Raw genomic sequence first — 13,060 nt, 5'->3', positions numbered from 1 at the left:
ATTTAATAAATAATAAATTTTTAGAATTATGGTAATGCAAGGAAATAAATTGAAAGTTTTCATTCAGGAAGATGATAAACTTTTGCAAAAAAGAATAGCGGAAGATCTTAAAGAATATAATTACAAATTACATTTTTTCTCTAAAGATGATTCTGTATTTGATCTGCTTAAATTCAATCCGGATATTCTGATTCAGGATTATTACAAAAATAAAGTAATAAACTGCTATCAATGGTCATTTCCTTATTAAGTTCCCAGATTTCTGAGAGATCTGAAGATAAGCTGTATATCGTTTATTGGTGTATAATCCCTGGAATATAAATAATTAAGCCTCTTTACGGTCTCTTCATCCAGGGATTCGCTGGATATACCTGTGATAGGGTTTATTATACCATTTTTCCCCTGTTGCAAATCTTTAGTTTCAAGACCTACCCAAGAAATCTTTCCGCTTATAACATTAAAGATGTTTCTTAAAAATTTTCCAGGATTTTTGACCAGAAAAATCAATAATGGAAAAGATATTAAGAAGAATATTGCGATTACTGTGTCAAATATTCTTTTAGTTTTTGCCTTTTCATCGTCAGTCTTATTAAGCTTGATGTCAAGTGTATAAAATGACCCAGGAGCATTGGATGAATTGCTACCTATGACAAAGTTACTTTCATCCGGGACAATTTTATATTCTGGTATATCTTCTCCATGCGTTAGCATCCATTCAATGATTTGGGAGGTGTCTAAACCCTTGGAACAGAAGATAATTTCATGAGGTTTGTATAAAAGACATATTTCGTCTAAACGATCAATATTTCCTAGCCAGAAATCTTTATTGGTTCTTTTATCGGGACTTACAAACCCCAGTATTTCAAGGTTATAATCCTGGGTATTCAATGTTCTGATAACACGTAAACACTCTTCTTCACGTCCTGCAATAATTACTTTTTTATTCAGATTTTCAGGGAGTAGTTTCTTTGACTTAATAATATTGATAACTAAGCGGATCAAAAAACAACAGGCTATTGTCAAAATTCCGCCCAGCACAATTAAAGCTTTTGAAAAGCGATAGTCATCAAAAAAATTACTTACTGCTGAAATAATTAAAGTTCCAATTAAAGCCCCTTGAATAATTTTTCTTGGTTGAAATAGCTTACGATATCCCCCAAAGAAATAGATGCTTAATAGCCATACACCAATGTATGCGGGTACAACAAACTCCATATATACAGGAGGATATGGCAAAGGAACATATTTATGATTGTTCTCCCAGTATGTTTTCAATAAAAACATACCGAAATAAATTAATGAGGCTTCGGCAAAAGGGATAGAGCACTTTTGTATAAATCTTGACGAAATAGATAAAAATGCCCTAAGATAAATAGCAATTTTTATTAAGAATGAAAATGCTCCAGCCTTACTATCAGGAAAATGCTTTTGAGCAAAAATTATCATTGCCTTATAAAAGATAAACACATAATTTATACTCGTTTTTTTTGTGCTTTCTCCTTTATAATGGATTATTCGTGTTTCTGGATAATAATAGTTTTTATAACCGCCTTTAAGAATTCTATAGGAAAGATCAATGTCTTCTCCATACATGAAATAATCCTCATCAAGTAAGCCGATTTTATCAAGCACAGACTTGCGGACAATCATAAAGGCACCACTGAGCACTTCTACTTCATGTATTTTATCTTTATCCAGATAAGTGAGGTGATATTTACCAAATTTTTTCGATTTAGGAAAAAGGAAAGATAAGCCGAACATTTTGTAGAATGCAATCCATGGAGTAGGTAAACCTCTTTTAGATTCAGGAAGAAAGTTCCCTCTTCCATCCAGCATTTTTACCCCCAAACCGCCACCATCAGGATTGCTGTCCAAAAAAGAAATACATTTTTCAAATGTTTTTTCTTCCACAACAGTGTCAGGGTTGAGTAATAAAATATATTCGCCATTAGCTTGCCTAATAGCCTGATTATTGGCTTTTGAAAAACCGCAATTAACCTTATTTTCAATTAGATTGTATTCAGGAAATTTTTCTTTAACCATTTCCACTGAGTTGTCAGCGGAGTTGTTATCAACAATCCAAACTTCACCGTCTATTCCGGAAAGAGCTTTTTTTACACTTATCAAAGTCTGCTCTAAAAAATAACAGACATTATAATTGACGATAATAATGGAAAGTTTTTTCAAGGATTTAATGTTCGTACGTTGTTCGTGCTGTAATACTTCTTCCAAGAGTTATTTCATCAGTATACTCCAATTCTCCTCCAACGGGAATGCCCCTTGAAATGGTACTTATTTTCACGTTAAAATCCTTAATTTTTTTGGTGATGTAAAAAGCAGTGGTGTCACCTTCCATAGTTGGACTAAGGGCTAATATTACTTCCTTGATTTCCGAACCTGGTATTCTGCGAGTCAGGGCGTCAATTTTTAAGTCAGTAGGACCTATGCCTTGAAGTGGAGAAATTATACCTCCAAGTACATGGTAAATTCCATTATACTGATGCGTATTTTCTATAGCCATAACATCTCTGGTATCTTCAACAATACACAGAACTGAAGGATCTCTTCTTGGATTATTACAGACATTACACAGGTGATCATCTGCAATATTATGGCATTCTTTACAATAGGTAATATTTTTCCTCAGGGTCAGCAAAGCTGAGCTAAGGGATTCTGTAGCAGTACTTTGCTCTTTTAATAAGTGCAATACCAGCCTGAATGCTGTTTTTTTCCCTATGCCGGGTAGTTTTGAAACTTCATTAACGGCGTCTTCAATCAGCTTTGAGGGGTATATCATACTTTAATGTAATTATTTAGGTTCAACCCGTTTTTCACAGAAATGATTTCCGAATAAAGCCTAAAAATTAAAGTATTTCTGCAGAAATGCCCCTGTTACAGATGGCTTGCCTCATTGGTATGAGCTTTTCAAAATTCCCTGATTTTACAGTGCATTTACCCTTGTAGTGAATAATAAGAGTGCATTGTTCTGCCTGCTCGGATGAGTGTTCACATATTTCGATTAGGGTATTAATGACATGATCAAAAGTATTCACATCATCATTAAAGACAACCAAATCAAAATTTTCTGAAGTTTTTTCAAGCTCTAGAACTTCAATTTCTTCTTCGTGAAATGGACGCATGTTAGAAATTGTGGTCATATATGTGATTGACATTTTAGCAAATTTAAAAAAAAATAAACAATTTTATCGCTTATTTATTGATAAAATATGTCTCCTTCTCTGATTATCACTATTATAGCAGTCTATTTCAGCGCATTATTGGTAATTGCTTATTTTACAGGCAAAAATGCTGACACGAAAACTTTTTTTACTGCCGATCGCAAATCGCCATGGTATTTGGTGGCTTTTGGAATGATAGGAACATCAATCAGTGGAGTAACGTTCATTTCGGTTCCGGGAGCTGTTGGCTTGGTTAACCAGGCAGGAGAATTAAAAGCTTTTTCTTACTTCCAGATTATCCTTGGCCACCTGGTCGGGTATTTTATCATTGCCACTGTCTTAATGCCATTATACTATCGCTTGAATCTTATTAGCATATATACTTATCTTGAACAGCGATTCGGTTTCTGGGCCTATAAAACAGGATCTTTTTTCTTTTTACTTTCCCGCACAATAGGATCTTCTTTAAGACTCTTTCTCGCTGCTATGGTGCTGCAGTTGTTTTTATTTGACAAACTTAATGTGCCGTTTTTTATGACGGTACTTATTACAATTGTTCTTATCTGGATCTATACTTTCAAGGGAGGTGTAAAAACCATCATTTGGACAGACAGTTTCCAGACTCTGTTCTTGGTTGGTGCAGTTGGAATCAGTTTGGTGTTGATTTCCCAAAGATTAGGTTTATCGGTACCTAAAATGTTCACCATGATTCAAACCACTGATTATTCTAAAGTTTTCTTTTTTGATGATATAAAAAGCGATAAATACTTCTTTAAGCAATTCATTGCAGGGATTTTTATCGCAGTTGCAATGACAGGTCTTGATCAGGACCTGATGCAGAAAAATCTAACTTGTAAAAACATAAAGGAAGCACAGAAAAATATGTTCTCCTTTTCCATTATCATGGCTATTGTAAACTATATGTTTTTAATGCTGGGAGCATTACTTTATATCTATTCCACACAAAAAGGAATTCTACTCCCTGCAGGTGCCGATAAAGCATATCCTTTTCTGGCGATGAATGAATTTGGTACTTTGGCAGCTGTTTTTTTTCTACTTGGAATTATAGCTTCTTCTTATGCCAGTTCAGATTCGGCACTTGCTGCCTTAACAACGTCGTTTTGTATTGATTTCCTTGATTTTAAGAATAAACCAGAAAGTGTTAAAGCAAAGCAAAAAACGATCGTCCATGTCGGATTTTCTCTGGCATTTTTGATAATTATTGTGATTTTTAAAGAATTAAAACAGACCTCTGTAATTGATGCGGTATTGTCTGCAGCCAGCTATACATATGGCCCCCTTTTAGGATTATTTAGCTTTGGAATATTGACTAAAAGAAAGGTAAAGGATACTTTAGTGCCACTTATATGTGTTTTAAGCCCGTTCATTACCCTTCTTATCAGTTATAATTCAGATACTTTATTGTGGGGCTATAAATTTTCGTTTGAAACTCTGATTTTGAACGGATTTATTTGTTTTCTTGGATTATATCTGATTTCATACTCTTCAAAAGAGGAAGAAAAAGTAGTTATTTGATTTTATAACATTTCAATTGAAGGATCCCAAAAAACAGATTTAAAATCTTTTATTTTATCATTAATAACCTGAATTCCCTCCTTTTCAAGCTTTTCCTGCATTAAGGTAGGAGGGGTGAAATGAATTTTTCCTGTAAGTAATCCAGAGCTGTTTACAACACGATGAGCAGGAATATTTTTCTTGATGTGTGAGGAGTTTAATGCCCATCCCACCATTCTTGCGCCTGATTTTATTCCAAGGTACTTCGCGATTGCTCCATAAGAAGTAACTCTACCTCTAGGAATGAGCTTAACAACTTCATAGACATTTTCAAAGAAAGATTCAGATAGCATGGTGTAAAAGTAGGAGAAACAAAATTAAATTAAAAAGTCAGGGTATTTGCCCTGACCTTATTTAATTTCGATAGATTTAACATTTTTAATATCCTTGTCGGCTATTTTAGGAATATATAATGCTAAAATTCCATTTTCATATTTTGCTTCTATCTTATTTTTATCTGCTGTTTTTGGTAATACAAAAGACCTTGAAAAACTTGAATAGCTGAATTCTTTTCGACTATATTTTTCATTCGATTCTTCTTCACTTACCTCTTTTTCAGCAGAAATGGTTAAAGTATCATTATCGATATTAACCTTAAAATCACCCTTTTCCATACCAGGAGCAGCCACATCCACATGAAATCCTTTATCTTCCTCTTTCACATTTACAGCTGGCACAATGTCAGCAGAAGTGCCGAGAAAATCAGAGACATCTCTTCCAAAAAAGTCTTCCAATACGTTTGTGATACCAGGGGCCCTGGATTTATTAAATTTAACAATTCCCATAATTATATTCCTCCATATAAAAAACAACGGGTTATGGAATATAATTCTTTCCCAGGAATCCTATTTTCTTTTCAGAATAGGTAAGCCTGTTTTTTCATTTTCAATAATTGTATAGCCATCTGGCATGTCTTCAATGACATCGGTTCCCTGGCTTTTGGAAAAAAAATAAAGTTTACCTTTACCTTCTTGTTTTGCCGGACCTCTTAAATGAAGATAGTAGGTAATTCCTTTTTTGTTTTTGTAGCTGAATGGCATAGTAGTTCTGATTTGTTTGGTACAACTACCCGTGAAGAGCTATTTTGTTAAATTTTTTTGAAAAAAAATGAAAATATGAGGGGATTTGCTCTTTGTAAGAGATACTTAATAGTACTTTTCGTTGAATATTTTTGGCCTATTTAAGAGGGTTTTCCTATAAGCTTCCAGAACTCAAGTACAATATTTAGCTTTCCATTTTAATGTACAAAATGTGGATTGGATTTTTTAGCCAATTTTATAATTTATTTGTCTTCCATTCGGATCTTTCTTAATTTGTAGTCAATTTTTTAAATAAAAAATGCAAAAACTAAATCTTTTTATAATTAAACTATGATAAAACAATACAGTCTCAGACTTTGTGTGTTTTTGATTTGCTGCTTTTTCTCCCTTGGGGCAATAGCTCAGATTAATACACCGGCAGGGGCGGTTGTACCATTTAATGCAAACCCTAAGTATGCGAATGGTATAATGCCTAAAAACCTGCCCACTTCAGGAGCGTTTGGCAAATCAACAGATGCGGCTAACGCTTACAATGAATGGAAGGAGAAATACACTGAAAGTTGTGGAAGCGGTAAATGGCGTGTGAAATTTGATGATCCGTCTAAAACGGTTTCTGAGGGTATCGCTTATGGTATGTTGTTATCTGCTTATGCTGCAGATAAGGCTCTTTTCGACGGACTTTGGGCTTTTTATAAAGCGAATTCAAATAATGGATTTAGCTTTATGAATTGGAAAACAAATGGATGTGTGGCCAACCCAGAAACAACTGGAGGAGCTACAGATGCTGATCTTGATGTAGCATTTGCCTTATTAATTGCCAAAACACAGTGGCCATCAGGAACATATGGAACAGATGCGACAAACTTGATTAATGCTATCAAACAATCCGAAATACATTCTTCTGGGATTGCAAACAATGGTAATGGCTGGGGAATGGGATCTGTGGATGGATCTAACGGAAGACAAGCTTGCGTTAATCCAAGTTACCAATCGCCTGCATATTATAAGGTTTTTAAAGATTATACGAAAGATAACTCATGGGATAACGCTGTAAATGGTGGTTATAACTTGATCAATGCCAACGCTCATGCAACAACTGGTCTTGTTTCTGACTGGTCGAGTAACACTGGAGTAAGAAATACATGTAATAATTCAGGTACTGGTTCTTCTCCTACTGATGGCTATGGTTATGATGCATGCCGTAACCCTTGGAGAATGGCTCAGGATGTAATCTGGAATAATGAAACGAAAGCTAAAAGTATACTTGGTAAAATAACTACTTATTTAGCAGGAAAGGGTGCATCAAATGTAAGAGGACCTTTATATCAGGATGGTGGACTTTACACTGGAAACGCACATAATGCAACATTCGTTTCTACATTTGCTGTTGCTGTGATGGGGTCTACGAATCAGACTTTAATGGATCAGATGTATACTGAAACTGTAAATACTAAAGATCTGATTCAAAATCAAACGTTGTCAGGTTATTATGGAAATACGTTACGTTGTATTTCTCTTTTCATGATGACTGGTAACTTCTGGCCTTATGGCACGACCTCTGAACAAGAGATAAATGTTAGACAAGGATCAGTTAATATAGAAAACAATGCTACTTTTGATTTCCAAAATGGACAGATCGGTGTTGGTAAATCTATTAATTTTACAATAGAAAACCTTGGTTTTGCACCTTTAACCTTTTCTGGTTCACCAATAGTTGTTTTGACTCCTACTACAGATTTTACTGTAACGACTCAGCCAGCAAGTAGTCCACTTGCTCTGAACGCCAATACGGTTTTTACTGTTAAATTTAACCCAACATCAGCAGGATTGAAAACTGCTACAATTACTATTGCAAGTAATGATGCCGACGAAGGAACATATAAAATAACTTTAGTTGGAACAGGTACTACAAATGCTACAGCTCCAAAGTTAATTGCAAAAGACGTTTCAGATGTCGTTATTGTAAATAATGGCACATTTAATTTAGGAAATGTAACAGCAGGTGCAACAGGTACTCAGAAGCTAAAGATAATCAACAAAGGTGATGCACCTCTGAATTTAAGTAAACCAACCCCGGTAACTGATTTTATTTTAGGAGGAACTCATCCTACAAGTTATTCTGTCACTAACACTTTGCCTTTAACAATCGCTAAAGGAGACTCTGCATATATTACAATTAAATTCGTAGCCCCAGGTACTATACCTACAGACCCAGTCGCTACAACAACTCTTAAATTTGCAACAGATGATCCATCTAATGCAACCTTTACTTTAAATTTAAAGGCTAAGATAGTAGATTGCGCTACATCTCTAACAGCATCAAAAGTTTTAAATGATTACGACGGAAATCTCAATGTTAAACATACCTGGGATCCTAATCCTGTAAATGCTTTTAGCCAAACAACGGCAAACCCATCAGTAACTGGTTTGAATTTAAGTGCGACTGTTGCCAGCTATACAAGACCAGCAACGGGAGATTATGAAATTATAAGATATTACCCATGTGCGGGTACTACATTTGACGGAATTACAGCAGCAACACCAGCGATAAGTATGTTGGTTTATTCGCCTGGTGTGGGAGTGAAAATTACAGTTGCTGCTCAAACAGGGTCTGAAGCTAATAAAACTGTTGCTCCAATTGATCCTACTAATTATAAAAGCAATGTAGAAATGTATACTACTAAAGCTAATCAATGGGAGAGAATTACTTTTGATTTTTCATGGCTATTAAAGAGTAATAAAGTAAATCAGTTTACAATTTTAGATATTCAAATAGACCCATTGCGTAAATATACTGGGTTGCCTGCGACTTTCTATATAGATGATATCAGATATGCCGGATTACCTTGCGTAAATGATCTTCCGACTTCTCAAGTACTCCTTGATTTTGATAATCATAACAATGTATCTTTAGCTTATGATAATTCATCATTGTCAGCTCCTATAGCGAATCCATCTTCTATACTTCCGAATACCAGTTCCAACGTTGCGCTATTTTCAAAGAAAGCAGATACGAAAGATTATTCTGATGGTATAAGATATTTAGGATGTGCAGGTACTTTTGACCTTTCATCAAAGAAAATGGTGAGTATGCTTGTATATTCTTCAGTTGCTGGGGCTCCTATCAATTTTAATGCTAAAGTTCCGGATGATATGGGACCTGGCGGGCCTGATGCGGGTAATATAGATCCTGATGATGCAGTTTCGGCTACAGCTACAACTGTATTTGCAAATAGATGGCATAGAATTTATTTTGACCTATCTGCTGTTCCTACAAGTTTACTATCACAAATTTTTGCATTTGATATTTTCATAGACCCTTTAGCAACTAAAGGCGCTCAAACTTATTATTTTGACGATATCAGGTATGAAACAGCTGCTCCTTGCGTAGCAGGAATTCCTGCAACTAAAATTTTGAACGACTTTGATGATAATAGATATCTTGACATTGCCTTCCCCGGAACTTTCAATACTATCTATCCAAACCCTGTTACTGCAGGAATCAATAATAGTGCAACTGTAGGACAATTTGTAAGAGATGCTGGAACTACAACAGGTACTTCTTTCAGATTCAAGGCTTGTCAATCAAATATTGACTTGGGTGCTGGTAAAGCTATTATTAACTTAATGGTAAATTCTCCGAACGTAGGTACTACATTTGTGATGTCTCTGAAAAATGCCGCTGGAACACAATTAAGTAGTGTTGAAGCTACTACTGCTGGAACTGCCGGTACTTGGGAAGAACTTTCATTCGACCATTCTGCTATTCTGAACTCTACAGATGTTGCATTTATTGATGTAATAGTTGATCCGAATGCTAAGTTTTCGGCAGCAGGAAGCTCAGTTGGAGCCCGTACTTATCTTGTAGATAACTTGAGATATGGTTATGATCCTGCTCAACCAGAAATCAATGTTAGAGCGCAGACAGCTACACCAACCAATATACTTACTACGCAGTCATTTAACATGGGTACTATAAGTGTAGGTGATAGCAGTGCTGCCATTACATTCAGTATCCAGAATAATGGTTTAGTTGATTTATTATTAAATGGAACTCCTGACCTTGCAATTGCGGGAGCAAATCCAGGAGATTTTATCATTTCGAAGAGCCCAACTTATACTACTAATGTAGGAGCGCTTTCTGCAAGTAATTTTGTTGTAAGATTTAAACCAACTGCTGGTGGTGCAAGATCTGCTTCAATTACTATTAAAAATAATGATAGCAATGAAGGCTCTTACATTATCTATTTAAACGGAACGGCGAAACAGCCTACAATGTCTGTAAAGCAGGGAGCAACACTTTACAATGCTACTTCTGCTGCATATGACTTCGGTACTTCTTTGTTGAATACAGCTACCACTCCTGTTACTTTCACAATTACAAGTACAGGTGACGATACTCTTAGATTGTCTGGTACCCCTGTTGTAACTATAACTGGTACTAATGCTACTGACTTCTCAGTAAGTCAGCCAGTTGTAACTAAATTACACCCTTCAACAGGTACAGCTCTTACAACTACATTTACAGTAACATTTAAGCCAACAACTTCTGGTGTTAAAAATGCTGTAATCAATATCGGAAATAATTCTTCTGTAAATCCTTATACTTTCAAAGTAACAGGAAACGGAGATTGTCCACTACCTACGGCACCTCTTGCGGGTCCTGATCAGTCAACTTGTGATGCATCAGTTGCTCTTGCCGGAAATACTCCAACTGTTGGAACTGGGACTTGGTCCATTGTAGGAACGTCTTCTGCAACTATTAAAACTCCATCTTCTGCTACTTCGGTAGTTGAAAATTTGACAGCAGGTCAAAGTGTAACATTAAGATGGACTATTGCTAATACTTGCGGAACAAACTTTGACGATGTAGTAATTACAAGAAATGTAACACCAAATGTTTCTTTCCCTGATGTATCTTCAGTTTGTGCCGGAGGATCTGTTGATCTTTTCCCAACTGTAACTGGCGGAAGTCAGCCTTATGCTTATACTTGGACTGCTAGTGCAGGTACAATACCAACTGGAGCTATCCCAACTGTTACCCCATCTACAACAACAACGTATTCTTTAGTTGTTAAAGACGCGAATAATTGTTCAAACGTAGCTGTTCAGAAAGTAATCTCTGTTAATGCAAAACCTGTATTAACCGTTACTCCTGCAACTTCAGACATCTGTTCTGGTGGATCTGCTTTATTGACTGCAAATGCAACTGGAGGAACTGCTCCATATTCATATGCTTGGGATTCTGCTCCTGCATTGGTTATTAATAATGACAAAGCAACTGCATCGCCTTCTGCAACATCAACTTATTTTGTGACTGCATCAGATGCAAATGGTTGTACAAGTGACAAGAAAAGTGCTTTAGTTAATGTCACCTCTGGTGGTGTTGCTTCTGTTACTATTTCACCAGCCACTGTTGCTGTTTGTGATGGAACTCCAGTTACCTTAACTGCTAATAGTGCTAATGGTGGTGTTCCGACTTATGAGTGGTATGTTAATGGAAATAAAGTTACCGCAGGTGTTAACGGTGGAGAATTTACTTCTTCAGCACTTCCAAACAATGCTCAGGTAACAGTTAAAATGACTTCAAGCATTGCTTGTGCTACAGGTTCTCCTGCTATTTCAAGTGCAACGACTGTTACAGTTAATTCTCTTCCTTCAGTAGCAGTAAATACTTCAGCTGCAGAAATCTGTAATGGAGGATCAGTTAATGTAAGTGCCGTAGTAAATAATGGTAAAGCTCCATATGCTTATGTGTGGACATCTTCTGTAGGAAATAAACCTGCTGATGCTGGATCATCTTTAAGTCCGACTGAAACTACTACTTATTCAGTTCAAGTAACAGATGCTAATAATTGCAAAAACACTTTAGCTGCGTCTAAACAAGTTGTTGTAAATGCTAAACCTTCAGTTGCTGTTACACCTTCATCTACAGATGTTTGCACTGGACAGTCTGCTGTTCTTACTGCTACTGTAACTGGTGGAACTGCACCATTCAGCTATCAGTGGACAAATGTTGTGGGAAATACTGCAAGTGTAACAGTTTCTCCAACTGCTGAAACTACTTACTCTGTAGTTGTGACAGATAGTAAAAGCTGTCAAAGTGCTGCAGCAACTTCTTTGGTTAAAGTAAGCTCGTCAGTAGAAGCTAAGGTAACAATTGTTAGTTCAATTGATAAGGCTTGTGATGCAGGAACAAATGCAACATTCACATTAACATCTCAAGGTGGAGGCACTACCCCTGTTTATGCTTGGTCAATAAATAATATAAATGCTGGACTTAACGCTGAAACATATACTGCATTGGTAAAACCTGGTGATATCGTAAAAGTTGTAATGACTTCAAACCTTGCTTGTGCAATAGGTTCTCCTGCAACTTCAAACGTTATTACAATTGCAAGTGCACCTACCAATATTTGCGTTGCCCCTACTAAGAAAAATGTAATAGGACCTGCATCAGTTACAGCAGGTGATCAAGCAACTTATACGACTGAGGCGGCACCTGAAGGTTCTGTTTATTCATGGACACTTCCTGAGGGCGCCACAATCGTAGATCACAATCAGGATTATTCAACAATCACTGTTAAATTCGGATCTAATGGAGGAAGCATAGTGCTTCGCGAAACAAATCCTGCCGGATCTACTGATTCTGACCCTGTGAATGTGGTTGTTACACCTGCAGGAATATCTGCACTGTTAAGCAGTTCAGTTAATGTAATGCCAAACCCTGGAGTTGACTTTGTGGTTACTTTAGGTGAAGTATTTACTGGAAATGTTAATATTATTGTGAAAAATGCTCTTGGTACTTCAGTACTTGAAGAAAATGTATTTAAAGGTTCTTCTTCTGCTGATTACAATGTTAATCTAAGTGGTTTTGCTTCTGGGATTTATTTCCTTGAAATCAGAACTGAGCAAGGTAGCGCAGTTAAGAGATTGATAAAACAATAGTAATACTTCTTGATTATAATAAAACCAAGCGGCTGCCTTATAAGGGCAGCCGCTTTCTTTTTATACCAGACTGAATTAGTTTTTTATTATAAAATTTAAAATTTAGCTGAGCCAGAGCCTAAGCAGTTTATTTGTAAAGGTCTATAGAGCTAATAAATTAGTATCTCTTGGACAAATACCTTCTTCTAATTCTCCTAAAATCTGTCTTCATATAAAGAAGACTCTCATTTCTGAATCCCTACATAGTTTTCTTGAATAGAATTTAATATACATTCATAATCTTTCTCAGAAATGTTTGTAATAGTAATGAACATGTGA

General features: G+C 36.0%; 9 protein-coding genes. 3 read left to right on the top strand and 6 right to left on the bottom strand.

Annotated elements, in window-relative coordinates:
• The first annotated feature begins 28 nt into the window (after positions 1 to 28).
• Complete coding sequence (locus J7604_RS04470; RefSeq protein WP_293891670.1) at positions 29 to 250, top strand: hypothetical protein; 222 nt, start codon at positions 29 to 31, stop codon at positions 248 to 250.
• On the opposite strand, the gene J7604_RS04465 is transcribed toward J7604_RS04470, so the two are convergent.
• From J7604_RS04465 to J7604_RS04455, 3 genes are all read right to left on the bottom strand, one after another.
• The gene (locus J7604_RS04465) at positions 247 to 2,187 is read right to left on the bottom strand and encodes a glycosyltransferase (RefSeq protein ID WP_293891667.1); all 1,941 of its coding nucleotides are present in this window, start codon (positions 2,185 to 2,187) and stop codon (positions 247 to 249) included. The genes J7604_RS04470 and J7604_RS04465 overlap by 4 nt on opposite strands.
• 4 nt (positions 2,188 to 2,191) lie before the next feature.
• Entirely contained in the window at positions 2,192 to 2,797 is a 606-nt protein-coding gene (gene recR / locus J7604_RS04460) for a recombination mediator RecR (protein WP_028981828.1), read from the bottom strand.
• Between the two features lie 67 nt (positions 2,798 to 2,864).
• The gene (locus J7604_RS04455) at positions 2,865 to 3,140 is read right to left on the bottom strand and encodes an ATP-dependent Clp protease adaptor ClpS (protein WP_028981829.1); all 276 of its coding nucleotides are present in this window, start codon (positions 3,138 to 3,140) and stop codon (positions 2,865 to 2,867) included.
• A gap of 87 nt (positions 3,141 to 3,227) precedes the next feature.
• On the opposite strand from J7604_RS04455, the gene J7604_RS04450 reads away from it, so the two are divergent.
• Positions 3,228 to 4,715 (top strand): sodium:solute symporter, encoded by a 1,488-nt coding sequence (locus J7604_RS04450; RefSeq protein WP_293891664.1) that lies wholly within the window; start codon positions 3,228 to 3,230, stop codon positions 4,713 to 4,715.
• 2 nt (positions 4,716 to 4,717) lie between these two features.
• On the opposite strand, the gene J7604_RS04445 is transcribed toward J7604_RS04450, so the two are convergent.
• From J7604_RS04445 to J7604_RS04435, 3 genes are read right to left on the bottom strand one after another with little or no spacing between them, the layout of a single operon-like run.
• Positions 4,718 to 5,047 (bottom strand): MGMT family protein, encoded by a 330-nt coding sequence (locus J7604_RS04445; protein WP_293891661.1) that lies wholly within the window; start codon positions 5,045 to 5,047, stop codon positions 4,718 to 4,720.
• Between the two features lie 57 nt (positions 5,048 to 5,104).
• Positions 5,105 to 5,539: an Hsp20/alpha crystallin family protein gene (locus tag J7604_RS04440; RefSeq protein WP_293891658.1), complete on the bottom strand. Its 435-nt coding sequence runs from the start codon at positions 5,537 to 5,539 to the stop codon at positions 5,105 to 5,107.
• Between the two features lie 60 nt (positions 5,540 to 5,599).
• Complete coding sequence (locus J7604_RS04435; protein WP_028981833.1) at positions 5,600 to 5,794, bottom strand: hypothetical protein; 195 nt, start codon at positions 5,792 to 5,794, stop codon at positions 5,600 to 5,602.
• A gap of 330 nt (positions 5,795 to 6,124) precedes the next feature.
• On the opposite strand from J7604_RS04435, the gene J7604_RS04430 reads away from it, so the two are divergent.
• On the top strand, positions 6,125 to 12,742 hold the full coding sequence (locus J7604_RS04430; protein WP_293891653.1) for a glycosyl hydrolase family 8: 6,618 nt from the start codon (positions 6,125 to 6,127) through the stop codon (positions 12,740 to 12,742).
• Positions 12,743 to 13,060: the final 318 nt, after the last annotated feature.

It is taken from the genome of Sporocytophaga sp. (assembly GCF_017745095.1).
In the GTDB taxonomy this organism is placed as follows: Bacteria; Bacteroidota; Bacteroidia; order Cytophagales; family Cytophagaceae; genus Sporocytophaga.
This window is presented reverse-complemented; position numbering and strand designations above follow the sequence as displayed.